Source organism: Afipia sp. MLSD5-FHT05B12 (assembly GCF_058793355.1).
Genome location: NZ_JBXAFS010000007.1, coordinates 191,358 through 217,035, shown reverse-complemented (window position 1 = coordinate 217,035; position 25,678 = coordinate 191,358). Strand labels below are relative to the sequence as shown.

Genomic DNA, 25,678 nt, shown 5'->3' with positions numbered 1-25,678 from the left:
CGGCGGGCTTTGCTCCGCATTATTTTGCGATGAACCTCTGTGGTCGTTGACCAGCAGAGGAGACATCGATGTCGAATACCGATCGCGACCTGATCGCCGAACTCAGGGTCATGCTGACCCGCCAACAAAACAGCCCGGTGGTGGTCGGGAACTATTGCGCCTATGCGCGCTGGTTCCTCGACCATCTTGCGCGGCGGAATATCGCAGTCGCAGATGTGAGCGAAGCGCAGGTGGCGCAATATCTGCGCCATGCGATCGCGCTGTTCCGGAAACGCCATGGTCGACCTCCGGGGCCGTACTGGCACTCGATCCCGCGCTCCGGAATCCACGCGCTGTTGCGGCTTGCCCAGGGCGAGTGGCCACCCACTCCGAAAGTTACATGCGCCGCCGATGCGGCGCGGTTCGCGATCTGCGACGAATACGAGACTTGGCTTCACGAGGAGCGTGGCTTGGCCAAGCCTAGCATTGCGGCGCTGATGTGGGAGGCTCAGCACTTCCTGGCCTGGCAGCTCGGACGATGTGGCGTCGAAAGCCTGATGGAGATGAGTGTCGGCGACATCGACCGTTACATGGACTTGCGCGCGCCGAAACTGACGCGCAAATCGTTGAAAGACGTGGCGGAGCGCCTGCGCTCGCTCTTGCGGTATCTGCACCGGACCGATCGCACCGCGATCGACCTGTCGCCGCACGTCATCGCCCCGCTGCTCTACGCCTATGAAGGGGTGCCCTCGATCCTGGAGCGCAGCCAGATCGCTGCCGTGCTGGAAAGTGCGAGGAAGGATACGACACCGGTTGGGCTGCGGGACCATGCGATCCTGCAACTGCTCGCGACCTATGGCTTGAGGTCGAGCGAGGTACGCAATCTGCGACTCGACGACATCGACTGGCGGGCGGAATCGATCCGCGTCCGGCACACTAAGACACGGGCCTGCTCGTTCCTGCCCCTGATGGAGCGGGTGGGCGAAGCGGTGCTCGCCTATCTGCGCTCCGGACGGCCTGAGACCGACGCCCGGGAAATCTTCATCCGCACGCGCGCGCCCTATCGCAAGCTCGGGATGCTGGCCAGTGCGGTACGGCGGCGGCTTCGCAATGCAGGCGTCAAGCCGCCGGGCAAGTCCGGGCCGCACATCTTCCGCCATGCCCGCGCGGTCGAGATGCTGCGCGCGTCGGTGCCGCAGAAGGTCATTGGCGATCTGCTCGGGCACCGCTCGACCGAGTCGACGGCACCCTACCTCAAGCTCGCCACCGAGGACCTCCGGGCCATCGCACTCGACGTGCCGGGATCGGAGGTGCTGTCATGACGACATGGCCCGATCCCGAACGGCTGTTGATCGCGCGCTATCTGGCAGGTCTTGGCCTGCGCAGCACGAACAGCCGCACCTATTACAAGCAGGTGCTCCACAGCTTCCAGGACGTCGCCGAGCGCCACGCCGAACTCGGCCAGGACGTGCTGGTGGCCTGGTTGCAGATATCGTCCGACAGTTGGGCAGCGTCGACGCGGTTGCACCGCACCCGCATTATCGACCGGTTCCTCGATGACCTTTTGCAAACCGGGGCGATCGACCTCAATCCCGTCGCCGTCCTGCGCGAGGCGTGCAATATCAAGCAGTGCAAACCGGTCTGGCGGGCCTTGGCGTCGGACAGTCCGGTCCGTGCTCTTGCCGAACTGCACCAGCCCAAGCCGTTTGGCAGCGTGCTGGGCGGAATCATGGCCGAGCACGTCGCGCTGATGCGCAACAGGGGATACAAATACACGGCGCAGCCCGTGTGGCTCTTGCGGTTCGACCGGTTCCTGCAGTTGAACCCGGCGCTGCAGGATGGGTCCATCGGGGTGATGCTCGAACACTGGGCGGCGGCGAAAGCCACACGCAATCACGCCGCCGAATGCGAAAAGTTGAAGCGCCTCCTTACGAGGATACTCCGTCACCGGAATCCGTCGATCCCGCCGCGCCGACCGGACCCGCGCCCGCAAAAGGAAGTGGCGAAGCACTGGCGCAAACCTCACATCTACACGCCCGCCGACGTGCGTCGGATGCTCGATATCGCCCGTTCCTATCCTTCGCCACGGGCACCGCTTCGGCCGCTGAGCATCTATACCATGCTGTTGCTGGCCTATTGCGCGGGTCTGCGGCGGGGCGAGCTTGCCCGTCTCGATCTGGGTGACGTCAACCTTCAGGGCGGCACGATTACGGTTCGGCAGACCAAGTTCTTCAAGACCAGAATCCTGCCGCTTCCCGACAGCGTGATGGCCGAGCTTCGGGCCTATATCAATGCACGCCGTCGCGTCGGAGCATCGCAGGATGCGCGCTCCGGCCTGTTCTGGCAAGAGCAGCGCAGTGCAGGTTACACAAGCCAGGCCATCGCTTGCCTGCTCGTCGACGTCATCCGCCGGGCCGGGCTGAAGCCACCGCAAGGACGAACGGGGCCGCGCTTACACGACCTCCGCCACTCGATGGTCGTGAACCGGATCCTCGACTGGTATCGGACGGGCATCAACCCGCAGGATCGCCTGCCGTTCCTCGCAACCTATCTCGGCCATCGGGATATCAACTCCACCCTGGTATACATCACCGTCACGCAGGATCTGCTGCATCATGCCAACGAGCGGTTCCGGGCGGTGGGCGCACCATGCCTCAACCTAGGTGGGGAGGTGCGGCCATGAGCAAGGCCAACCCGTTCCCGAACCTGATGCGCGCGTTCTTCTACGACTGGCTCGTCGAGCAACGCAACGCGTCCATCCACACGGTCCGGTCCTACCGCGATACTTGGCGGCTGTTCCTGCGGTTCGTCGCACAGCGCGGAGCAAAGAAGGTTGCGATGATCACGCTGGCCGATCTGACCGCCAGCGAGGTCGCTGCGTTCCTGAGGCACGCCGAACACGAACGCGGCGGCACGATCGGGACGCGCAACTGCAGGCTTGCCGCGATCCGCAGCTTCTTCAACTTCGTGGCGACCAGAGACCCCGCATCGATCGCGCAGTGCGTCGAGATACTCAACATCCCGGTCAAGCGGGCACCGGTATCGGAACCCTGCTATCTAGATCCGGCAGAGGTGACGGCGATCCTTGCCCAGCCAGACCGTTCGACGCTCGAAGGCATGCGCGATCACGCGTTGCTCTCGTTCCTCTACAACAGCGGGGCACGGATACAGGAGGCGCTCGACCTGTGTCCCGAGGCCATCCGGTTCGACGCGCCCGGCTGCGTGCGGCTCCTTGGCAAGGGCCGCAAGGAGCGCATCTGCCCACTCTGGCCGGAAACCGTACTGCTGCTGAGAAAGCTGCTGGAGCGGCAGCCGCGAGCGCCAAACGAGCGGATGTTCGTCAACCGCTACGGCGAGCCGCTCAGCGCCTCGGGCGTTCGGTTCAAGCTCGCGGCCTATGTGAAGGCGGCCGCAGTGACCGCGCCAACGCTGCGAACCAAGCATGTGACGCCGCACAGCTTCCGCCATGCCACCGCCGTGCACCTCGTCTCCGCAGGCGTCGACGTCACGGTCATCCGTAGCTGGCTCGGTCATGTGAGCCTCGACACCACCAACCACTACGCCAGGGCCAATCTGGAAACGAAGCGGAAGGCGCTGGAACAGGTCGACGCTCCCACAACAATGGGCCATCCGCCGTCATGGAAGCGGGATGCGAGCCTGCTCGCCTGGCTCGACACGCTCTGAAATAATGCGAAGGAATGTGGGCGGGAACGGCGCAAAACCGCACATCCGGCCGCGTTCCTTCACATTACCCACACCTCGCGATTACTTGACTTATGCTCACCTCGCCATAAATCCAGCCAGGAGCCGATATAGTCGGCATGGCGCACGGTGGGGACGATCCCTAGCGACGCGCAGCTGAACGCGGAACTCAATTCGGCGACCAGCTCTTCGAAGGCATATTTCTTGGTACCGTAGGATCCGCTCTGGTCGCGATTGAGACGCGACGGGTGCCCAGTCGCATGACCGAGTTCATGCAAGGCCGTACGGTGCCAGTTGATGGGTTCGAAATAGGCCTGCGGCGGCGGGACCTGAACATAGTCTTCGGCTGTTGCATAGAATGCGCGATCTCCACCGATCCGAAATGGAATTCCGCTGGCCGTGATCAGGGCATCGACCGTCGGTTCGATGAGGCCGGCCGGCGGCGGCGGCGCAGCGGTGGCAATGTCGTCGGGCAGTTGCTCGCACTGATCGGTGTTGAAAACGGTAAATCGCTTGAGGAACGGGATCGCCTGCGCGTCTTCGCCGGTCTCGGCGGCGCGGCGCTTTTCATCATTCGGCACGAAACGATCCGCGTAGACGACGGTAGTCCCGCGCTCTCCCTTGCGAACGTGGCCGCCAAGAGAGAGTGCCTGGCGGAAAGTGAGCCAACTTTGACCGGTAAATCCGCGTTCGATCACGACTCCCCAGAGGATGAGGATGTTCACACCACTGTATTGCCGGTTGGTCGACGCATTTTTCGGCATGGCCAGCGGCGCTTTCGCCGCGGCAGTACCCCAGGGCTGAACCCAGGGGACGCGTCCGGCCTCAAGCTCGGCGATGATCTTGTCGGTGATTTCGTTGTAGAGGTTCGCCCGGTCCTGGCCGGCGCGCGCGCAAGCATTAGGGTTTGACATCGCGGGTCTCCGCGACGGGCACCGCGAGCCTCTCTCGCAGATTGTAACCCGTCACGGAAAACCAGCCTGCACTCTTACTCTCAGCTTCTTGCCTTAGGCCGCAGGCCTGATCCGGCGTGCGCCAGGGGCGCATCGCCCCAAGAGAAATGGCACCCGCAGGAGCGTGAGCATAGCGACGCCGAAGGCGGCACGCGGGACCGAGTGCAGCGACGAGACCGGTTAAAAGGGCACCCGGGAACGGGGCAGTGATAACGATCGCCGCAGGCGAGCCCCTTTTCCGAGTGCCCCCGGCGAGGAGCACCAAAGCTCTGGCGCGAGGGATCGAAGCCGCAGGCCGAGACGCGGCGCGGCTCGGTTCACGAGAGCCCGGTGCGGCCCTGGCCGCACGCGCACAACCACTAAAAGACTTGAGCGAAAGTGATGCTGGCAATCCTGCGAGAACAGCCTGGCAATTTCACAGTGGTCTCAGAACGGGCGAAAACCTTGTCCTCTGCTGACTGAGAATCCCAGCCTTGTGTTAGCAGCCGGAACAAACGGCGGACCACTAGATTCGTGTATTCGGAGTTATTCAATGCTGATGACCAGTGAGCGAAGGCCGGCGATACGGACACTGCAGGGTTGGGCGATCCACGTGCTCCAGGAAGCGGGCGCCATCCGCGAATGCGAAGAGCATGGTTGGATGCAGGACCGCGCCGATCCGCATGCACGAGAGCGAGCCTTCGATATTGCCCGTCGAGACCCGCCAGCAGACGTCTCCCGTCAAGCCGCGGAGGCCGCGCTTCACGACGTGCTCGACTCGATTGGCGATACCTGCCCAGAATGCCCCCCTGACGAGGAGGACCCGCGCTAAGCACCGACGCCGACCCGTCTGCTACTCAGCGGCCTAGCCGTTTCTCCACCCGCTTGCGCGCGTTGCCGACCTTTTTGACGGCCTTTTTCACCGCCGGCGCCGACTTTCCGGTCTTCTTCGCCTCGTACTGCACTTCGTAGTCCTGCCCGCCTGCCACCCGCGCCCGGTCCTGCTTTCGTCCGCGCGCCGTTTTGCTCTTCTTCGCTGCCGCCATCGGTGCCTCCTGTTGGGACATCGAAGCAACGCGACAGGGATTCGCAGGTTCCGGAACGATTCGAACTGTGCCAATTTGAATCGGCTGTAGCGTGGAGTTCTTCAGTGGCGTTTCAGCGTAACAAGCCGGCGGCTATCGGCGTCAAGGCGCCTTTCCCCGCCTTCATCGAACCGGCCCTGGCATCCTCGACAGAGAAAGTGCCGTCGGGAGAGCGCTGGATCCACGAAATCAAGTTCGACGGCTACCGTGTTCAGGTCCATCTGGCCAACGAGACGGCGAAGATCTCCACCCGGCGCGGCCACGATTGGACGCACCGCTTCAAGAAGGTCGCTCATGACGCCTGGCGGATCAAGGCGAACTCTGCGGTGGTGGACGGCGAGATCGTGGTGCCAGCTGCCGATGGCACGACCGACTTCTCGGTCCTGCAGAACGAGCTCAAGGGTAAGTCGAGGAGCATCGTGCTCGTGGCGTTCGATCTGCTCTATCTGAACGGCCGAGATATCCGGAAGCTACCGCTTTTTCAGCGCAAGGCCGAACTCAAGAAGATCCTGACCGGCACCGACATCCAGTTCAGCGAAAGCTTCGCGATAGACGGCCGCGAGATGTTTGCGCACGCCTGCAAGCTTGGCCTCGAAGGTGTCGTCTCGAAGGTCCGGGACGGCGCCTATCCGGCCGGACGCACGAATGACTGGGTCAAGAAGACCTGCGTGCAGCGTGAGACCCTGACTATTGCGGGTTTCGCGCTCGATGGAACGAAGTGGGACGGCATCTACGTCGGCCGGCGTAAGGGCGACGATCTAATATACGCCGGGAAGGTGGACCATGGATTCGACAAGGCATCAGCCGCCGACCTTCAGAAGCGTCTGAAGCCGCTGATCCGCAAGACGCAGCCTTATGCAAAGCGGATTGCGCACAAAGGAATCTGGGTCGAGCCCAAGCTGCTGGCCGAGATAGAGTACCGTGCAAAATCAGCGGAGGGAAAAGTCCGTCATCCCTTCTTCAGGGGGCTTCGGGAGGATCTGTAATGGATGCCTTTGACCGCTTCTGGGAGTGGGCGGAAAAGCCGCTCGATAGTCCGCTGACGATCCCTGCGGAGCTCCATCGAGCGGTTATGGAGCTGTCTCCGGAGGACAGGCGGGACCGCGCAAAGGTCAATGAGGCCGCAGGGCGGGCGGTTTCCGACCGATAGTTACCAGCGAGCGCCCAGTCTGAGCGCGCCCGCTCGAGACCCACCATTCAAGATTGACCTGCTTGAATTGGACAGTGTCCGAATTCGCGAAACGGAGTATGATCTGGTCATCACCGGCAAAGGCACTCTGCCCGCGGGCACCGGTGACTGAGAGACCAATCGCGCTCCCGCCTGCAGCAGGAGCCACCAATGTCTCATTATTCCGAACGTGTCATCCTTGCCCGTCACCATGTTGCCAAAGGACGTCAGATCGTCGAAAGGCAGCAACGGATGGTCCGCAAGGGTGGCGCAAACATCGCAGAAGCTCTGAAGCTCCTGGCTCTCTTTGAAGCAACGCAAAATATCTTCGAGGATGATCTGGAGCGCATCTTGCGGGAAGAGCGCAACTGCTAAGGCTCGCGACTTGGCAGTTTAGAGTCTGGCAATTTCCGGTCTCGGCGGCAAATCAGGCGTCAACGCTAAGACACGAGATGGTCGCACTTTGAGACCTAGCCTCGCGCGCGTCGTAACGCGACTTCCAACCGGGCCTTCTCCTTTTCCCAACGCGCTTCCTCGTCCCGCGCGCTTTCCTCAAGAACTTCGAGCTGTTGTTGAATGTCAGCGGCCTTTTCTTCGTGCTTGCGACGGGCCGCGTCCAAGGCACTTTGCGCCTTGTCGACGGCGTGCTGCCGTCGCTCACGCTCCTTCTGCCGGACGGCCTCCTCCTTGGCACGTTCGCGCTCCCGTTGCATCTGCTCCTTCTCTAAAGCAAGTGCAGCCTTCCGGTCGGCCGCATCGTCGTGGGCCCGCTTAGAAGGCTTCCGCGGTTGACGGCGGCCTGTCTTCTTTGAGCTGCCGCTGGCAAGGTCGGTAGGTAGCTCGGCATGCTCCCTGAATGGCCCGTTGGAGCCGACGGGTCTCTTCAGAACGATGCCCGGCGCAGCCATAGTCGCCTCGATGACGTCCGGATCGTCGCTTTCCTTCGCCGCGCCCTGGTGGAAGAGATTGCTGTCAGCGCCCCAGGCTTCGAGGGCCGCTTTCATGGAGGGAGCGGCGATCGCCAGATCGAAGAAGCCCAGCGAGGTCTGATAGGTCTTCAGTTTTCTGGCCATCGGTCTGATCCGCCCTCGTCGATCGTCAACGTCTCGCACGCCACCATGCCTGCGGAACACGACGCGGCCCCGAAGCGTTCCCCAATCCTTGAAGGACGTCCATGCATTTCGCAACGCGCTCTTAAGGATTGGCCTTGAATGAGCCGGATGTCGACCCTGCCCAAGCGCCTGCAGCCGATGCTTGCTACGCTTACCGAGGCGCCGTTCGACGACCCCAGCTGGGTTTTCGAGGACAAGTACGACGGCTTCCGGATGATCGCGGAAATCCGGCGGGGCAAAGTTGCGCTCTACAGCCGCAACGGCAAGATAATCAGCCGCAGCTATATTGAGGTCGCCAAAGCGCTGGAGGGCGTGAAGGGCGACGCCGTGATCGATGGTGAGCTTGTCGCGATCGGTAAGGATGGCGTCTCACATTTCCAGTTGCTTCAAAACGCGCTGCGCCATGAGGCGAAGCTGCTGTACTGCGCCTTCGATCTCATGTTTGAGAACGCAGCGGACTTGCGCAACCACCCCCTCCTCGAGCGGAAGAAGCGGTTGAAGGCAATACTGCCGCGCGACAAGTTGATCGCCTTCAGCCATCACCGCAAAGCGAACGGCATGAAATTCTTCGCCGAGGCCGAGCGGAAGGGTCTGGAAGGCGTCATGGCGAAGCGCGCCGACAGCGCGTATGCGTCCGGAAGCCGGACGGCGGATTGGCTGAAGATCAAGACAGCAAAGCGGCAGGAAGTGGTGATCGCGGGCTTCACGGCGCCGAGGCGTACAAGACCATACTTCGGCGCCCTGGTCCTCGCCGTGCGGGAAGACGACACATGGCGCTATATCGGACATGTTGGCACTGGCTTCAGCCACAAGGTCCTGGAAGACCTCCACGCCAAGCTCGTGAAGCTGACGATCCCGAAATCACCCTTCCCTGCCAAAGTGAAGGACGAGGCCGCCACGACCTGGGTCAAGCCCTCGTTGGTCGCCGAGGTCAAATTTGCGCAGTGGACGAGCAAGGGCGAACTGCGCCAGCCCGTCTACCTCGGGCTCAGGTCCGACAAGCGGGCGAAGGATGTCGTGCGTGAGCGAGAACGTCCGCGCAAGTAGCTTCCCTTCGGCGAAAGCCGGCAAAAAGGATTGATGCACTCTCCGCCGACACTCACTCGCCTCCAAGGTCGTGGATTTCCGGTCGCATGCCGTCAGGCGTGAGTTCGAGCGTCGCAAACGTGATCGGCAGCTTGAAACGCCGAGGTCCCGCGCTGCCGGGATTCAGGTAGAGAATGCCACCGACCGTGTCGATCTTCGGTACGTGGGAATGCCCGGAGACGATGACGTCGAAGCCGGCGCCGAGATCGGTCTTCAGCGTCTTCAGGTCGTGCAGAACGTAGATCGACTTACCTGCCAGACGGACGAGTTTCGTGTCGGGGTAGTCGCGAGCCCACTTGCCACTGTCCACGTTTCCACGAACGGCCGTGACGGGTGCGATCCGGCGAAGCGCGTCGACGATCTCGGGGCGTCCCATGTCGCCGGCATGAATGATGTGATCGACGCCCGTCAGGCCTCGCTCCGCCTCGGACCTCAACAGGCCGTGCGTGTCCGAAATGACTCCAATCCTGAACATCATTTCCCGACGCTCTCAGCCGAGATCGCCAAAAGACGATCGAGAAACTCTACCTGAGCGGACAGCATCTTGGTCCGCGCTAACTCGATATCAAACCATTCCGCGCGGTCGACTTCGGGAAAGCTCTGCCGTCGACCGCTTCGAGGCGGCCATTCGACATCGAAGGTATTGCTGGTCAGTGCTGCCGGATCAAAGTGTCCCTCGCCGCCGAATGCGATGACGCGCTTGCCTCCTCGCTGTCGGACCTCCCCCAGCGCCTGGAGTGGACCAATCGAAGCGCTCGGGCCGAGTTCTTCGGCAAATTCTCGTTGAGCAACGTTCTCCGGAACATCATTGGCATCGATTTCGCCCTTTGGAATGGACCAGGCGCCATCATCCTTCTCACGCCAGAACGGACCGCCGGGATGAACGAGCAGAACCTCGAGCCCCCGAGCTCCTCCCTTGCGGTATGCGAGAATGCCCGCGCTCAAGGTCGATCTCCTGGAAGTCTTTTTCACCGCAGCCATATGGCTCCTACTTTGCAGAGCAATCGAGAGCCGGCGAGCCGTCGTCCCGCCATACGGGACCGCGTTCGCCAAGCGCCTGCTTAGCTTCGTCCGCGGTCCTATGCACCGTTACTTCGGCCTCGCGCTCGGCCGCCTTCCTGGCGCACGCACCTACCCGCCGGGTCGCCATTAGACGGCGACGAGATGATCTCGCGTGACCTCGTTGAGACGGATTTGCCATTCGCCAGAGCCTGCCACGGACGACGAAGGAGTGCCGTCCGGCGTCACCGGATGCTTCACGACACCTAAGCCGACTTCCGCTGCGGCTTGGCCGCCGGCTTTTTCGCCGCGGCCTCCTTCGCCGGCTTCTTGCCTGCGATCGGCATCAGCATTTCCTTCTGCCCGGCCGCCGCCTTGCGCGGCTTTTTTCCTGATTTCTTGGGTGCCTCTGTCGCTGAGGCGCCCTCTCTTCCGATGCTCTTTCGCAGCGCGTCGATCAGGTCCACCACGTTCTCGCCGCGGGGACGCGCTTTCGCGGTGATGGGTTTGCCGGCGCGCTTCTGATTGATCAGTTCGATGAGGGCGGTTTCGTATTGGTCTTCGAACTTGTCCGGCTCGAAATGGCCCGCCTTCTGATTGACGATGTGCTTGGCGAGATCAAGCATGTCCTTGGTGACTTTGACATCCTGAATGTCGTCGAAATACTCATCAGCTGAACGGACTTCGTAAGGATAGCGCAGTAGCGTTCCCATCAGGCCCTTGTCCAACGGCTCCAGCGCGATGATGTGCTCGCGATTGGTCAGCACCACACGGCCGATCGCGACCTTGTTCATCTCGCGGATGGTTTCCCGAATAACGGCGAAAGCATCGTGCCCGACTTTACCGTCGGGACGCAGATAGTAGGGGCGAATGAGATATCGCGGATCGATCTCGCTGCGGTCGACGAACTCGTCGATTTCGATCGTTCGCGTTGATTCCAGTGCGACGTTCTCTAGCTCCTCCTTCGTCACCTCGATGAAGGTGTCCGTGTCGACCTTGTAGCCTTTGACGATGTCCTCGTTGTCGACCTCCTCGCCGGTATCGGCATCCACCTTAGCGTACTTGATCCGATGGCCGGTCTTTCGATTCAGCTGGTTGAACGAGACCTTTTCGGATTCCGACGTGGCCGGATAGAGCGCAACCGGACAGGTGACGAGGGAAAGACGCAGGAAGCCTTTCCAGTTGGCGCGGGGGGCCATCGCGGGGAACTCCATTACTGATGCCGGATTAAAGACGAACGACCGGGCTTGGTTCCGACATCGCGACCCGCCCCACAGCGGGATTTTTCTCATCGGCCTGCCTGGCCGGACTCGACATTTGTTCTTGTTATGTTCTAATTCGGGCATGACCGACCGACCCGCGAGCTGGCGCATGCCGACCCCGAAACAGATGGAAAAATTGGCCGCTGAAGCCGACCGCAGACGAGCGCCGCCCGCTGCGGGTCCAGATGCCCCCCTCCCGGCCGAATATTGGGAATCGGTCCTGAAAGACGCACGCGCCGGCACGACCGGGGCTCAGATGCGGCAGCGACGTCTTTCCGAGATTCAGCGTCACGTGCTGCGCGTCTCCTGCCGCCGCTGCGAGCGGACCGTGGAAATCCAGACCGCTGATGCCGTTCGACTGTATGGCGCCAACGCGCTCTGGAAGGACGTCGCGCAGCGGCTGCTCGACAATACCTGCCGGCAGCGCACCGGCAGGCATGAAGAAGACGGGTGCTGGCCAGCGTTCGAGACGCCGTAGCCGCTCTGGATTTGCCGATCCGATCTCTTTGCGCCTGGATGTCTGGATGGCCCCGAAGTATCACCCTACGCCCTTGTCGGGCGGCGATCGCAAGGCTCTGGCGAAAGAGCTCGGCAAGGCACGCGCGATGGCCAGCATGCTGGCGACCCAATCGGCGGAGATGCGGGCCAAAGGCGGGGCGATGATCCAGCAAGCCGACAGGCTGCTTTGCGAAAGCTGGAACGAGCGGATGTGGAGTGACGGCGAACCGATCGATCCGTCGCCGACCATCGATCAGGCCGTAAATGGAGGCTTCCCCTGGCTGGAGATCAGGTGCGCGCGCTGCAAGACGCCGAGCGATGTCGACCTGGCCGCGATGAAGCACCCGCCGACCACCTTCGTGCACGATCTCGCCAGCCGGCTGCGCTGTCGCAAATGTGCCAAGGCCGGCCGGCGTCCATCCGCGACTCTGCTACAGTTGACCTGGCAGCCGCGCCACCCTCGAGCCGAATCCTGACCGATGTGCAATCTTTATTCGATCACGACCAATCAAGCCGCGATCAACGCGCTGTTCCGCGTTGTCAACCGATACGTTGGAAATCTGGCGCCGATGCCGGGGGATTTTCCCGACTACAAGGCACCGATCGTGCGCAACGGAGTGGAGGGCCGCGAGCTCGCTACGGCGCGATGGGGAATGCCGTCGTCATCAAAGGCGCTGATGGACGCCACGAAGAAGCGAGCCGAGAAGCTGCAGGCCAAGGGCAAGGCAGTGGATTTCAAGGAATTGCTGCGAATGGAGCCGGACGGCGGCACGACCAACATCCGCAATGTGAAGAGCAAGCACTGGACGCGATGGCTGGGGACTGAAAATCGCTGCGTGGTGCCGTTCAACTCGTTCAGCGAGTTCAACAAGGCCGAGGGCGGTGATATCTGGTTCGCGCTCGATGAGACACGTCCCCTCGCCTGCTTCGCCGGTATCTGGACCAACTGGACGTCCGTCCGGAAGGTCAAGGAAGGCGAGACGACCAACGACCTCTACGCGTTCCTCACGACGGAGCCCAACGCCGAGGTCGGCGCCATCCACCCCAAGGCGATGCCGGTGATCCTGACAACGCCAGATGAAGTCGAGACCTGGATGACGGCCCCTGCGGACGAAGTACTGAAATTGCAAAGGCCGCTTCCGGACGGAAGCCTCCGGGTCGTCGCTCGCGGCGTCAAGGAAGACCCAATAGGGCCGACGACGTGACGGACGAGACCGACTACCAAACGGGGCCAGCACCGCATCAGCGCAAGATCATTCTGTCGATATAGACATCTTCTACGCATCAGTGGAGCAGCGGGACAATCCGGACTTGCGTGGCAAGCCAGTCGCTGTGGGCGGGATCGAAAGAGCGCGGTGTCGTAGCTGCAGCGAGCTATGAGGCGCGAAAGTTTGGAGTTAGGTCGGCATTGCCGTCAGTGACAGCCAAACGGCAATGCAAAGAGCTAATTTTCGTAAAGCCGCCGCGCTTCGAAGTCTACAAGGAGGTCTCTCGACACGTCCGGACAATCTTCGCGGAGCATTCTGACGTCATTGAGCCCCTGTCGTTAGATGAGGCCTACCTAGATGTCACCGAGAACATCCAAGGCCTCCCAATCGCGACAGAGATCGCGACCTTGATTAGAGTCAAGATCCTGAGCGAGACAGGCCTGACCGCGTCTGCCGGCATCTCTTACAATAAGTTCCTGGCAAAACTTGCGTCCGACCAACGGAAGCCCAACGGACAGTTCGTGATCACGCCAAAGATGAGGCCGAGCTTCGTTCAGGATCTCCCAGTCGGCAAATTCCATTGAATCGGACCGGCGACCAGTGCGAAGATGCATGGCCTTGGCATCTTCACCGGCATGAATATGCGCAATCAGTCGCTCGAGTTCATGAACGCCAATTTTGGGAAAGCTGGGGCGTATTATTACTGGATCTCGCGGGGGATTGACGAGCGTCCTGTCCGTGCCAACCGAATCCGAAGGTCCGTCGGCGCCGAAAGCACGTTTCGCGGGACTTGGCAGACCACGAAGCGCTGACCATCGAACTGCGCCCACTGGTCGACAAGGTCCGGCAACACTGCGAGGCGACGGGCGCGCGAGGCCAAACGGCGATCCTTTTCAGATTTCGAGCTGATCACTCGCAGCACGTCCGTACGCATGAACGACACCGCGGACGATCTCTCTAGCCTGGCTCTTGAACTATTAGCGCAACTTATGCCGCCAAAGAGGCCGATCCGGTTAATCGGTATCTCTGTTTCGGGGGTTTGTTGGGTCAGGGCTCGATGATGATCAATTGCCACTCATGCTGGCTTGATTTGGCGGGTCCAACCGCATCTCGTTGCTGCTTGCAATAGGTGCCATCCACTCCCCCAATTTACACAGAGCATGCTTGGGAAAACGCGCAAAATATCGCTTTGCAGTCGATAACTCTGACCCAAAGCATATACTGCGCTATCATATACGAATCACCGCATTTGTACTGTTTCAAGGATGGATTACGGCGCTATGGCGCGAGCTACCATGCAAGGCAAAGCGACGCTCGACGCACGATTCAAGTTTGCTGATACCGCGTTTTCGAGCGGCACCGAAGGTTGGAATTCTCAACTTCGTTTTGCCACCGGCATCGCCGACGGCGAGGACTATCTTCTTCGTCTGTTCAAGAAGACCGGAACCCCGCTGGACGAGGACCTGAAGCGGCTCATCACGCACGGCCTCAGGCGTGTCCGGCGTGTTCTGTCGTCACGCCGTGCGCGCCAGTTATTGGTCGAGGTTCTTGAGATCGTCGAGGACCAGGAAGAGATCGGTATCTTAATGGTTGATCCTGGCAGTCCGATCTGCGGGTCATTGCACAGGGTTCGAGCGCGAGAAGGCCGGCTGCTTACGACGACCGGCCGCAAGATGTTTTGGCGCAATATCTTGCGCGTAGCTGAAGGACTTGCACTTTGTCATGATGCGGGCATCGTGCACGGCGCTGTCAGCGAACATACGATCTTTTCGCATAGCGATGAAAAAGAGGATTTCCGACTCGGCGGCTACGAAGCGTGCGTACACATTGCCGACGGCGATGTGGGCGGCGCGGGACATCTGCTGCGGCCCTCCGGCACCGTCTCGTTTCGCCGGGACTGGAGTGATCTTGGGCAGGCAGCGTCGCGGATCCTCGGCCTGACCGAGGACGGCGGCGGTCCTTCCCTGCTGTCGATCGAGCGACGCATGCTTAATCGTCTTGCCGATCCGCCACGCTACCAGCTTTTCGACGGAAGTATCGTGCTAAACGAGATCGCCGAGGTCGTGGCCGATCTTGACCGGTCGGGGTCAAGCGGCGAAGGCGAGCTAATTCTCTACCCTTCCACCCAGGTTACCCAAAGCGACCTTGCATCGCTTACATCGGGCACCATCCCGGCTGACGATAGGGATGCGGTCCTCCGTTTTGTCGAAGAGGATCTCAGCGGACCAACGGTACGCACTGTTGTCGTAGATGAGGCCTTCGTGCGTATCGTCACCGACCTTGCCGCGTATGGCGTGAAAGTCATCGATGACTATGTCGGCATGATCGAGAACGCCAACAAGAGGCGGCCTGACGACTACATCTATGATGCCGTCGAGGTTCGCCACCGGATTCATCTTGCGCGAACTCGGAGAAGCGCCGAAGAGCGAGTACGCAGGCTTGGCCCTGGCGCCAAACCGTGGATTGACGCGAGTGTCACAACAGGAGTGAGCCGATCAGTCGAAGAGATTCCCACTTGGTACGCCCTCATTCTTCTCGAAGCCTTTACTTGGCTGCGGGAGCAATTCCGAATCTATCCCGTCGAAGTGCTTCACCCGCCGTCCGGCGGGGATTCAGATTTGGCCTGGATCGCCTCCCGCGAAGATCCCGACCGGGACATGCGACGCAAGCTGATGGGACTGCGCCCGGCATACGACGCCTTGGCGCGCGAATTGAAGTACGACGACGGCAAACCAAATTGGACTCTTTCACGCAGCGACGCGCTCGCCGGCGATCGGGAGCGATTTCCGGAACTCAGTTATGAGGGAACGGGCGGTGTCGTCGACGGCCGCCTACCGTTCACGTTCGCGACAAGCGAAGCTGTTGTACCGGGGCAGCTTCTTTTTCTTCGTCCTCGAAGAGATGGTGGATTTGAACGCGCAATTCGCCGCCGCCTTCAAAATATTGTGGCGGCCCGGACGAATATTGAACTCTTGAGAGCGATTGACGATCCGGCGCAGGTCGCGCTGGACGAAGTATTACGTGATATTGCGACCCCGAATGCGGTGCCGCCGGACGAGATGGACGGTTCGAAAAAGGTGGCATGGGACGCAATCGTATCAGGCAAGTCCATCAATGTCGTTGTTGGCCCTCCTGGCGTCGGCAAGACGTTCCTAATTTCGAATCTTGTCAAAAGCATTCTGGACAAAACACCGGACGCAAGGCTTCTAGTGTCGGCGCAAAACCACGAGACCTTGATTCAAATGGAGGACGAACTCAAGGCGACACTGGCGAGCGGCACGAAGATCGTCGTTCGTGTCGAGCGGACACGATCGACCGATGAAGTCAGCTCCTTGCGTGCGAGCTCCGTTGATCTTCTTAGGTCCGTTTCGACGGTCGACCACGCCGCTGAAAGCATGATGGTCAACCAACGCTATCAAATCAAGCAGGCGCTCCGGCCCGTTGATGCGTCGGAAGCGACGGTTGCGGAACGCGTATTTCGCGATACCGACAATCTGCTGCTGCGCTCTTCCGATGTCACGCTTGCCACGACATCGTCGCACATCATCGAGGAGATGATTGCCGATGGCGATCAATTCGACTGGGTCATCGTCGAAGAAGCGGCCCGCGCCAACGGTGCGGAACTGATCGGCGCGCTATTGCTGGGCAACAGAAGAATCATGGTTGGCGATCACAACCAACTCTCTCCATTCGATGCCGCCCAGCGGCAACAATTCTACGATCCCGAGCGCGCAGTTGATCTGCTGCGGGACGCGAAGGAGCGGCTTGAAACCATCTCCGATCTACCGCCGGAAGTTACTGAGGCGCTTGATACAGTTAAGTCGAGCGAACATCTGATGAGGGAGGCTCTCGCAACAGCGGCGCGTCTTGAAGAACCGTTTCGATCAATAGCTGAGCGCGAAATTGAGCGCGAAAAGGACACGGGGCGTCCGAGCACGATCGTCAACACGCTGCTGGAACAGAGCCGCATGCACCCCGCCATCGGCGATCTCGTCTCGAATACTTTTTATGACAGAAAGCTCGCTCCCTCCGACCGCGTCAAGCGTCGCACGCTAACGGTCACGTCCACGGTCGCGTACCTCACCTCTCCAATCGTTCTTCTCGATTTTCCGCCCCTCAGCATGTCAAAACGGCGACATTTCGAACACAAAGTGGAGCGATCATTCCGCAACGAGCTTGAGGCGCAGGCCTTGATAGCGGCCTTGAAAGGGTTGCGGCCGATAGTTGGCGCGGACGGCCGCCGACCGACCCTCGTGATCATCTCGCCCTACGCGGCGCAGGTGAGATGGTTCAAGCGCTTACTGCGCGGCCAAGTCAGGAAAGACAAGACCTTGTTCGGCTTCGCGAGCCCGCGCAGTAATGGTGAGTTCGTCTTTACCAGCGATAGCTTCCAAGGTGGCGAAGCCGATGTCGTGGCCGCCAGCCTTACGCGCAACAATGTCATGGTGGGATCGCGCGCGCTCGGATTCGTCAAAAGCCCACAGCGCATGAATGTGCTGCTCAGCCGCGCCAAGCAAAAGCTGATTCTTGCCACAAGCCAGCGCTTCATTCGCGAAGTGGTCGAAGGAATCGATCCGGATGCAAAAAAGGACGATCTTGAATTCCTACGAAAGATGCTGAAGGAGCTCGCGACCCTCGCCGGGACCGATTACGAGCTCGTCAGGAAGGATGCTCCTAGCATTAAGGTGAAAGGCGCATCCATCGTCGCGATCGACGAGAACGGGAGGCTTCCGGCGTGAAAATCTACCTTCCCGCTTGGCACTATCGCGCGCGCGCCATCGTTCAACGCACATGGGGATGGAGTCCAATCGAAGAAATGATCCTGCTCGCGCTCGATCGCACCCCAGAAACGATCGAAGAGGTGGCAACGTCGCTCGGGATTCCAAGCCAGGTCGCGGGCTCGACCATCGCGCGGTTGATGCAGTTCGGCCTGGTCGAGCTTCGCCTGGCTCCTGTCCCTCAATTGGCGACAAGCGGCGTCGGTCAAGACTTCATCCGGTTGGGTGGCGCCTTGCCGGAGCGAACTGAAGATCGGGAGATTCACATCAGTCTAGTGCTGGAGAAGGTCGGACACTCGGTCTTTCGCAACCGCGACGTCGAGACCGCTCCACTCTATCGGATGACCCATACAGATCACAAGGTCAACTTTCCTCCGGGCCCAGATGAGACCGATGACACAATGGCGGTCCGCGTAACGCAGCTCGTCGCCGGCATGCTCCGTCCCGGCGAATGGCTGCGCGGCGTTCAAACGATCAACTCCGTTCTCGAAAGAAAATATCTCGCGATCGAACTGAACGACGTCAAGAACGGATTGCTCCCTGAGGGGGCCAGCCAGGACTTGATCGGCGCTCTTCAAGCAACAATCAGGACTGGTATTCTGCCGGAAGCTAGCGATCCGCAGCCAAGCCGGTCAGTGACCGTCGATACGATGATTGGCACCGATCAATTGATCGTCGGCGGCGAACAGCATCTCGAATGCTTCGAACGCATCGTGGGTCAGGCCGAGGAAGACGTTTTCGTACTTTCGACTTTTGTGACGCCTCACGGCGAAAAATACACGGAGCAACATGAACGCATTCGAAAAGCTCTTGAACAGGCTGCGCAGCGTGGCGTGCGCTGCCACTTGTTCTACGGTACTGCGCTAGACACCGACAGAAAGAACGCGATCGCGATGCAGGAGCTCAATATGCGGCTCTCGTCGGTCCGTCGCGCGCGTGGCTTTGTGTTCACGCAGCGCGATTCTGTTCGAAGCCATGTGAAATGCCTTGCCGCGGATGACGGCCACGGCGGCGCTGTCGTCGTGCTCGGCTCCTCCAATTGGCTGTCGTCGCCCTTTTCTGCCTTGGAGGTGTCTGTCGAGCTGACAGAGAACCGCGCGGCCGCGGCGGGCCTGGATCTTTTGCGTTCTATCGTGTCACCTCTTTCAAGCGCCAGCCGTTCGATTGAGACGCTCCAATTCATAGCATCGGATTTAAGGCGCTCGCGGAGCGCCTTAACATCTAGCGCCGATGCTGGAGGGAGTATTCCAGTTCGGATGAGCATTCTCCAGGCTGACGATCATGAGCGATTGATTCGGAGGGTTGCTCACGAAGCCGAAGAGCGATTTGTCTGCTGTACCAACAAGGTCGGAGCTCCCATGGTGCCGGCGATCTTTAACCCCGCCGAAATCGCAGGACGCCGACTCGACGACGTCCGTGTTTACTACTCGCGCCAGACCGGGCCGATCAAACGGCGGCACGTCAAGGCCCACCGCGAACGGCTACATGGTGTAGTCGATCTGATCGCCGTGGAGGATCCGCAAGTCCATGCAAAGTTTCTTTTGTGGGACAGAGATCACGTCGTGGTGAGCACGATGAATTGGGGCTCTCAGTCGGGTTCACCGGATAATCCTCTCGACGAGATCGGCCTCCATTTGGAAGGGCCTGGCATAGCCGAGTTCCTCCTAATGAAGTTCGAGAGTCAACTCGACGATTAGTATCTGACACGTATTTTGGGCTGCGTCCAAATTGTCAACGCGCTGCGCGCCAATTGCGCTGAAATTGCTGAGTTCTTTGTTCAAGGTGGAAAGAGAACCTTTCGCCATCTATCATCAGGCGCAGCCAAAACGCCTGATAAATACAAAGCAGACCGAGCTCGCCGATTTTCCTACAGACTACGACGAAGATCGGTATGACCCCCAAAAATCTGCCGTCGTGAAAGCCACGCCGTCATAACGCAACCCGTTTGCAGTGCTTAGCCGGGTGGGCAGCCCCGATCGGGAGCGTCCAAAAGACCGCCTCACGAATTTTACCGTGGCGTTCTAGTCGTGACCCACCGAATGACGCCATCCGTCATGTAAACCACGGCGCCCCGAGGTGCTCCTGTGGCACGAAGATAGTCGCTCAGCTGAGCGGCATGATCGCGCCTATCCTGCTCGCTGGGCGCGACATCGCTCTTCCAATCCAGGACAACGGCAGGCTGACCATCTTGAACAGCGATGGCATCTATCCGCCCAGCCAGCGCAGTCGCCGCGGGTGAAGCCGAGAGCATCGCATAAATTGGCCACTCCGGAGCGAGGCTTGGCCTGAGTGCGGCGATTTCGGGCAGTGCAAGGGTGCGCGCGACGGTCACCGCTATTTCCTCTGGGTCCGGAAGCTTCGCTCCGTTGTCAGCATCAATTATAAGCTGCGTCATCAGCACTCGCGCACGTGCAGCGACGACCGGCATCTCCTCGGCCAGTTCGCCGGTAAGCATCTCCTCCATCAGCTTGTGGAGAATAAGGCCCCGCACGCGGCCGGCGCCGACCGGCAATTCGGTTTCTGGGGCTTCGCCAGGCTCCATCGCGATCGCCTCACCTCTTGGCGCTCGATCAGGATCGTGATCGCTTGGCCGCAGCCACTGGAGCGGCATCGCCGCGGCGGCGATCGCGGCACGCTCTGCCCCGAACAGCTCCGGCGTCTGCGTATTCGGAGGCGCGACGTCGGTCACGCGGGCGACCGGCGTCAAGTGCGACAGGACAAGCTGCGGCAAGTCCCGATGCGCAAGATCAACGATCCGTGCCCAGGACCGCTGCTCAGCCTGAGGCAATTCCGGAACGATCAGAAGTTCGCGGGCGCGCGTGCAGGCGACATACCAGAGGCGCTCCCGCTCGCGGGCCAAGCTATCGTCTTCAGACTCGAGTGCGCGAAGCAGTTCCGGCGGAACCACGTCGCCAATCAGCCAATGCAGTGTTTCGTCGTCGGCGCGGTAGACGAATGCCTCGCGCGAGCGCAGCAAGGTGCCGGTGTTGATCGGAATTACCACCGGCCATTCGAGACCCTTAGCGCTGTGGATCGTGATGATTTCGATCGCATCGCCTTCCGCATCAACTCGTCCCTCATTGTGGGGCACGCCGTCGCGCCATTCCCGGGCGAGATCCCGAACGAACTTCCTGAGGCCTCGCACACCGTAAGGCCGCGCACGTTCCAGGAACGCTTCGAGATTGGCGGCCGCGCGCGCACTACGATCACCCTCGCGCGCGGCGAGGGTTGCACGGACCGCGAGGCGTTCGATCGCTTCGGCCAAGAGCAGCGCAGGCGTGGTCGCCCGCACGCGTTTTCTGAGGTCTTGTAGGATCGCGAGCGTGCGACGTGCCAGAGGATGGGCGACATGATCGACATCGGTCAGCACCGAGAAGCGCTGGGGCGCTTCGGCGCGATCGAGATGCGGCGGAAGACCCACGGTGATGTCGAGTAGCTCCTCCTCAGTAAGCCCGACCAGTGGGCCACGCAGCAGCGCGCCGAAGGCCAATGTGTCGCCAGCGTCGGCGAGTACGCGAGCTAGCGCGAGCAGGTCCTGCACTTCTTGCCGGCGGAACAAACTCTTGCCGGCCTGCGAGGCGATCGGCAGCCCGCGCTGCTCGAGCGCGCGCTCATAACGCCAAAGCTCGGCGCCAGTTGGCGCAAGCAGGGCGATGCCGCCGGCAGTGAGCGGTACGATTGCGCCGTCCTCGTCGCGGATAGGGAGATTGCCGATAAGGCGGGTGCAGAGATCGGCAACGGCTTCGGCCTCCGCGTCGCGGATTTGAGCGGGCCGAGAATCAGGCGGCACATCCACTGTGATTCGCGCCGCGCAGGGCAGATCATGATCGGGGTCGCCGAGCGTCGACGTGAGCGGCACGTAACCGGGCTGGCCTTCTCCCGACAACGGGCGCGCGAAGCAGCGGTTGATGTGCCTAAGGATGTCGGGACGCGAACGAAAATTGGCGGTGACCTGAACGATATTTTCCGGCAATTGCCGCTCAACAGCGGCGCGCGCCTGCGAGTATGAGCCGATATCGGCGCCTCGGAAGCGATAGATTGCCTGCTTCGGGTCACCGACCATGAATAAAGCCCCGGCACGCAGCACGCTGTCCTGCCAGCGTCCGGCGCGATCCTTCCCCGCGATCCCGAAGAGGATCTCTGTCTGAACAGGGTCGGTGTCCTGAAATTCGTCGACGAAGATGTGGCGATAGCGTTCTCCAAGCGCGCGGCGCACGTCGTCATGCTGGCGCACCAGCGCACGCGCCTTCTCGAGCAAGTCGTCGAAGTCCAAGACTGCAGCGGCCCGTTTGAAGGCGGCGTAGTCATCGAGTACTTCGTCGAGCTCGGCCGCAAGCTGGGCGACAAGCGCGGTCGCGAACCGACCAAGAACGGTCCGGTAGCAGCGATTGACCCGCTCAAAGCATGCGGTCGCCTCTTCATTGAGGAGCGCGCCTCGCTCTTTGCCCGCGACACGCTCCCAAGCTGATTTCCGTCTCGGCGTGAGAAGATCGAAACTGTGTCGGCGCATGCACGCGAGCTGTGGCGGATGGGCGAGACGCCAGAGCGTGGCAAAATCCGGTGGAGGGTCGAAACTACCGGCGTAGAAGTTGGCGAGCGTCTCAAGCTCTCCGACCAATTCTAGGGTCTTGGGCTCGACCGGCTGCGACGAAATCCAGCGTCGGAAGTCCGCGACGGCGTCGACCAGGTCGATGTCGGGCCGACCGCCGAGCTCGGCGGGCAGAGCGCGTGCGCCGCGATATCTGAGACGGAAGCGTGCGAGTTCCTGAAGAGTATCGACGATGCGACGCGGATCATCGCGCGAGAGTGTCGCGATGGCATCGCCTGGCCGCTCGGGCGCATTCAATCGCCGTTTCAGCCACTGCTCGAAGACGGAATCGAAGGCCGCCGCCGCCTGAACGGCGTCAAGAATGCGCGCGCCCGGATCAATGTCGGCCTCAACCGCATAGCTGGAGATGATCGTCTGGCAAAATGCGTGAATGGTGGCGGTTGTCAGTTCGTCGAGCTTCGCCGCTGCACCGGAAAGTGCGCGTCGTTGGTCCACGTTTAGTCCGTTGGGCAGAGCAAGCCGCAAAGGTTGAGGCACACGTCCCGCAAGCAGCTCCTCGACATAGCGTTGCACGCGCGTCGCCAGCCCGCTCGCGGCAAGCTCTGTGAAAGTGATCGCGGCGATCGCGCCGGGCTCGGTGCCACGCGCGAGCAGCATGGTCAGGCGTCCGGCCATTAGCGCCGTTTTGCCGGTGCCGGCGGCGGCCTCGACGAGCAACGTGGCGTCGAGATCAGTCAGGATGCGAAGCCGTGCGGGATCGTCGGCGAGTGTCATCGGCAGCCCCACACTCGTGCAAACCCTCCGAAAGCGCGCATGAACGCGCCGTTCTTGAGCTGAAGATAGGCTGCTGGCGACGACGGCAGGGCTATGCGGAAGTCATTGTGCTCTTCCTGAGCGTCGGGGCCAGGCAGGGCATGGCCACCGCGCAGGAGGGTGATGGCCGCCGTGACATGCCCGCCGAGTTCGGCGATCGCCTGGTCGACGTCCGGTAGGCGATAGGGCCTCGGCTCTTTGTTGCCGAGAAAGACGAGGCGCGCGATCACGCGCGGATTGTCGGGGAGCAACTGACTGGCCGCGACCGAATAGATGACGCGCTGAAGCTCCGCACCGCGGCCAAGCACGATCTCCTCCGCTCGGCGCGGTTCTACGCCGGTCTTATAGTCCGACACGCGCACGCCGCGACGGTCGCCGGTGAGATCGAGCCGATCGATATTGCCTCGGATGCGCACCTGGGTACCGGGAATCGTAACAAGGGAATCGGGGCGCCAGGGTAGATCGTGTGCCATCGCACCATCGCCAGCTTGACTGAAAGCAAGCTCCGTCCAGCTTCGCGTACCGGGTTGGAACGTCTCGTCAAGCGTCAGTGCCTTGAGGGCGAGCTGAGCTGCGGCAGCGAGCGTGTGTTTCCAGAGCAACGCGGGCGGCGCCGATCGCTTGAGTGGCCAATGCGTGCGGACCGTCTCCGTCGAGGTCGCGAGCGCAGCTTCGATTTCCTCCCGGGACGCACGCGCATAGCCCGGCACAGGTTCGAGCGCATCAACCGTGCGCTTCAGCAACTCATGGACCAGCTCACCATAAGAGCGTGCGTCCAGCGTGAGGGGCTGATCGTCTTCTGGGACCGCGCGCCAGCCCAGCGCGTAGCGCCAGACGAAGGCGAGCGGATCGCGCAACATCAGCCGCAAGGAGGTGGCGGACTGGACATCACCGATTGCGCGGACGATTTGGGGATGGTCTGCGCGAACCTGGCCATCGTGGGCGGTGACGATCGGGCGCCGCCAGTTGCGCCAGCAGAGATTGGCTGCGGTGAGCGCCGGCGATGTCGCCGCTTCGTCCGGCCGTGCAAGAAGACGATCGGCCTCGCTGAATGCATGCTGCGGAATGCGCGCCCGCTTCAGGATCTGCAAAGATGCGCTCTGCGGGATCAGCGGGCTGGCGGACAACTGCCCACCTTGAGCGTTACGCCGGCTTCGCGAGAGAACGCAGCCGCGCGCCGCCTGACTGGTGATGACGGCAAAGGCGCGTCGATCTTGCTCGGCGACGGGATCAGGGTCAAGCACAGAGCGCGGCAGGATGTGGGCCGGTATCAGTGGGTCCTCGGCCGTGCGGCGCGGCCAAGAGCGCGATGTCATGCCGAGCAGGCGCACCCAGGGACGCGGCGCACCTGCAAGGTGGCTCGCCGGGCACCAGACAGCGCTCGCGCCTGGATCGCGTCCATCGGGCAGCCGCAAGTCCTCTAGTGAGAATTCGAGCCCTTCGGCCGGCGCGCGTCGAAGCGCCTCGGTCCAGAGCGCACGGGCCGCTGTGCCCAATAGCATCGCGCCGGCCTGCGCAGCCGCCTCGGGGCCACTCGCAAGCAGCCGCAGAATGGGCATCACGACCGGTCTTGGATCGCCTGCGTCGGCGCGGCGGCCGGTCGCCTCGTCAAGCGCGCGCTGCCACTGATCAATCTCGAACAGCGCCGCACCAGGCTGGAGGCCGAGCGACCAGTCCGCAGGCAAGTCGGCCAAGGCACGGCTTCGACCCGCGGCATGGCCGAACAGTCGCCGGAGGCGATCCTGGCCAAGCCCGTTGAGCAGGACGTCGGCAAGTGCGGCGCACGCTTGTCCCTCGCGCGATGCGAGGACCGGCACGCCGTGCGAGAAATGGAGTGGGAGATCCGCGTCCGCGACGAGAACCAGGAAGTGCTCGTCCCAGTCCTCGGTGGCCGTGGCACAGATCGCGATCTCATCGGGTCGCGCGCGGCCAGAGGCAATGAGTTCACGCATCCAACGTAGCGCTTCGACTGCTTCGGCGCGCGGGTTCGCGCAGGAAACTAAGGATATGTCCGCAGCCATCTCGCGGTCGCTGGTAATTAACTGGCCCGGAAACCAGTTCGCATCGGAGGTTCCAGGATTGCGCCAAGCGAGTGGGACCGTCTTCGCGAGCGTCGCAAGAAGCGGACGCCAGACCGATGCAATCTCACTGAGCTGATCGATATCGATTGACCCGAGCGCTGCAGCCGCATGGGCCGCGTGCGCAATTGCGGCATCGCGCAAGTCGCGCGGTGTCAGAACCCCTGCTGGGAGGTTGGCGCGAACGCGGCGCTCGACCTCCGCAAGCTCGGCAAGCCGAGCATTGTGGCTAGCGAGCCCCTCAAGATCGAGGTCGGCTTGCCAAACCTTTGCGAGCGTGCGGGCGATTGACCGTGTCGTGCCCGGAAGCTGACGGATACCTTCGAGCTCCGTCAAGCCGCCGGCGGCGAGTGCAGCGCGAATGGCTGGGTCGAGGTCCTGGGATCGCGCCGGTCGGTTAAAGCCTCCGGCGAGACGTGCAGCAAGCAG

20 protein-coding genes and 1 pseudogene are annotated in these 25,678 nt (G+C 61.6%); 13 read left to right on the top strand and 8 right to left on the bottom strand.

All coding sequences use genetic code 11. The features are described 5' to 3' along the window. Nucleotides 1-68: 68 nt before the first annotated feature. The 3 genes from AC1Q6J_RS12460 to AC1Q6J_RS12450 are packed head-to-tail and all read left to right on the top strand — an operon-like array spanning nt 69 to nt 3,663. Nucleotides 69-1,301 (top strand): site-specific integrase, encoded by a 1,233-nt coding sequence (locus AC1Q6J_RS12460; RefSeq protein ID WP_024584952.1) that lies wholly within the window; start codon nt 69-71, stop codon nt 1,299-1,301. Further along, on the top strand, nt 1,298-2,662 hold the full coding sequence (locus tag AC1Q6J_RS12455; protein ID WP_024584953.1) for a tyrosine-type recombinase/integrase: 1,365 nt from the start codon (nt 1,298-1,300) through the stop codon (nt 2,660-2,662). Before AC1Q6J_RS12460 ends, AC1Q6J_RS12455 begins: the two co-directional genes overlap by 4 nt. After that, nucleotides 2,659-3,663 carry a site-specific integrase gene (locus AC1Q6J_RS12450; RefSeq protein ID WP_024584954.1) on the top strand — a complete coding sequence of 335 codons (1,005 nt, stop codon included), beginning with the start codon at nt 2,659-2,661 and terminating at the stop codon, nt 3,661-3,663. The genes AC1Q6J_RS12455 and AC1Q6J_RS12450 overlap by 4 nt, the downstream gene beginning before the upstream one ends. 59 nt (nt 3,664-3,722) lie before the next feature. On the opposite strand, the gene AC1Q6J_RS12445 is transcribed toward AC1Q6J_RS12450, so the two are convergent. Next, the gene (locus AC1Q6J_RS12445) at nt 3,723-4,595 is read right to left on the bottom strand and encodes an ArdC family protein (RefSeq protein WP_492279592.1); all 873 of its coding nucleotides are present in this window, start codon (nt 4,593-4,595) and stop codon (nt 3,723-3,725) included. A 571-nt stretch (nt 4,596-5,166) separates the two neighbouring features. On the opposite strand from AC1Q6J_RS12445, the gene AC1Q6J_RS12440 reads away from it, so the two are divergent. After that, entirely contained in the window at nt 5,167-5,445 is a 279-nt protein-coding gene (locus AC1Q6J_RS12440) for a hypothetical protein (protein ID WP_006022624.1), read from the top strand. Nucleotides 5,446-5,470: 25 nt separating this feature from the next. Here the strand turns inward: AC1Q6J_RS12440 and AC1Q6J_RS12435 are convergent, their stop codons facing one another. After that, nucleotides 5,471-5,659 carry a DUF3606 domain-containing protein gene (locus tag AC1Q6J_RS12435; RefSeq protein WP_006022625.1) on the bottom strand — a complete coding sequence of 63 codons (189 nt, stop codon included), beginning with the start codon at nt 5,657-5,659 and terminating at the stop codon, nt 5,471-5,473. 104 nt (nt 5,660-5,763) lie between these two features. Between AC1Q6J_RS12435 and ligD (AC1Q6J_RS12430) the strand changes: the two genes are divergently transcribed. Together ligD (AC1Q6J_RS12430) and AC1Q6J_RS12425 are read left to right on the top strand one after the other, a co-directional pair. Next, nucleotides 5,764-6,684 carry a non-homologous end-joining DNA ligase gene (gene ligD, locus AC1Q6J_RS12430; protein ID WP_006022626.1) on the top strand — a complete coding sequence of 307 codons (921 nt, stop codon included), beginning with the start codon at nt 5,764-5,766 and terminating at the stop codon, nt 6,682-6,684. 353 nt (nt 6,685-7,037) lie between these two features. Then, the gene (locus AC1Q6J_RS12425) at nt 7,038-7,241 is read left to right on the top strand and encodes a hypothetical protein (RefSeq protein ID WP_006022628.1); all 204 of its coding nucleotides are present in this window, start codon (nt 7,038-7,040) and stop codon (nt 7,239-7,241) included. Nucleotides 7,242-7,336: 95 nt separating this feature from the next. Here the strand turns inward: AC1Q6J_RS12425 and AC1Q6J_RS12420 are convergent, their stop codons facing one another. After that, nucleotides 7,337-7,939 carry a hypothetical protein gene (locus AC1Q6J_RS12420; protein ID WP_006022629.1) on the bottom strand — a complete coding sequence of 201 codons (603 nt, stop codon included), beginning with the start codon at nt 7,937-7,939 and terminating at the stop codon, nt 7,337-7,339. Nucleotides 7,940-8,077: 138 nt separating this feature from the next. Between AC1Q6J_RS12420 and ligD (AC1Q6J_RS12415) the strand changes: the two genes are divergently transcribed. Next, complete coding sequence (gene ligD, locus AC1Q6J_RS12415) at nt 8,078-9,025, top strand: non-homologous end-joining DNA ligase (RefSeq protein WP_006022630.1); 948 nt, start codon at nt 8,078-8,080, stop codon at nt 9,023-9,025. Between the two features lie 52 nt (nt 9,026-9,077). Here ligD (AC1Q6J_RS12415) and AC1Q6J_RS12410 read toward each other — a convergent pair whose 3' ends face one another. From AC1Q6J_RS12410 to ku, 3 genes are all read right to left on the bottom strand, one after another. Further along, on the bottom strand, nt 9,078-9,542 hold the full coding sequence (locus AC1Q6J_RS12410) for a metallophosphoesterase family protein (protein WP_006022631.1): 465 nt from the start codon (nt 9,540-9,542) through the stop codon (nt 9,078-9,080). Next, entirely contained in the window at nt 9,539-10,045 is a 507-nt protein-coding gene (locus AC1Q6J_RS12405; protein WP_028145790.1) for an NUDIX hydrolase, read from the bottom strand. The genes AC1Q6J_RS12410 and AC1Q6J_RS12405 overlap by 4 nt, the downstream gene beginning before the upstream one ends. A gap of 284 nt (nt 10,046-10,329) precedes the next feature. Next, nucleotides 10,330-11,262 (bottom strand): non-homologous end joining protein Ku, encoded by a 933-nt coding sequence (gene ku, locus AC1Q6J_RS12400; protein ID WP_006022633.1) that lies wholly within the window; start codon nt 11,260-11,262, stop codon nt 10,330-10,332. A 145-nt stretch (nt 11,263-11,407) separates the two neighbouring features. Here ku and AC1Q6J_RS12395 point away from each other — a divergent pair, with 145 nt between their 5' ends. The 6 genes and pseudogenes from AC1Q6J_RS12395 to AC1Q6J_RS12370 all read left to right on the top strand — a co-directional run bounded on the left by AC1Q6J_RS12395 (nt 11,408) and on the right by AC1Q6J_RS12370 (nt 19,506). Further along, complete coding sequence (locus tag AC1Q6J_RS12395) at nt 11,408-11,803, top strand: hypothetical protein (protein ID WP_024337238.1); 396 nt, start codon at nt 11,408-11,410, stop codon at nt 11,801-11,803. 46 nt (nt 11,804-11,849) lie between these two features. Beyond that, nucleotides 11,850-12,299 (top strand): hypothetical protein, encoded by a 450-nt coding sequence (locus AC1Q6J_RS12390; RefSeq protein ID WP_006022635.1) that lies wholly within the window; start codon nt 11,850-11,852, stop codon nt 12,297-12,299. A gap of 3 nt (nt 12,300-12,302) precedes the next feature. Further along, complete coding sequence (locus AC1Q6J_RS12385; RefSeq protein WP_006022636.1) at nt 12,303-13,028, top strand: SOS response-associated peptidase; 726 nt, start codon at nt 12,303-12,305, stop codon at nt 13,026-13,028. Then, nucleotides 13,025-14,092: pseudogene (dinB, locus tag AC1Q6J_RS12380) on the top strand (DNA polymerase IV). Before AC1Q6J_RS12385 ends, dinB begins: the two are co-directional and overlap by 4 nt. 234 nt (nt 14,093-14,326) lie before the next feature. Then, entirely contained in the window at nt 14,327-17,770 is a 3,444-nt protein-coding gene (locus AC1Q6J_RS12375) for a DEAD/DEAH box helicase (RefSeq protein WP_006022639.1), read from the top strand. Then, entirely contained in the window at nt 17,767-19,506 is a 1,740-nt protein-coding gene (locus AC1Q6J_RS12370) for a phospholipase D-like domain-containing protein (protein ID WP_006022640.1), read from the top strand. Before AC1Q6J_RS12375 ends, AC1Q6J_RS12370 begins: the two co-directional genes overlap by 4 nt. A gap of 311 nt (nt 19,507-19,817) precedes the next feature. On the opposite strand, the gene AC1Q6J_RS12365 is transcribed toward AC1Q6J_RS12370, so the two are convergent. Next, nucleotides 19,818-23,132, bottom strand: a complete 3,315-nt coding sequence (locus AC1Q6J_RS12365) for a UvrD-helicase domain-containing protein (RefSeq protein ID WP_006022641.1) — start codon at nt 23,130-23,132, stop codon at nt 19,818-19,820. Then, a complete protein-coding gene (locus AC1Q6J_RS12360) occupies nt 23,129-25,585 on the bottom strand; it encodes a PD-(D/E)XK nuclease family protein (RefSeq protein WP_244432725.1) in 2,457 nt (818 codons plus the stop codon). Before AC1Q6J_RS12360 ends, AC1Q6J_RS12365 begins: the two co-directional genes overlap by 4 nt. Nucleotides 25,586-25,678 lie beyond the last annotated feature (93 nt).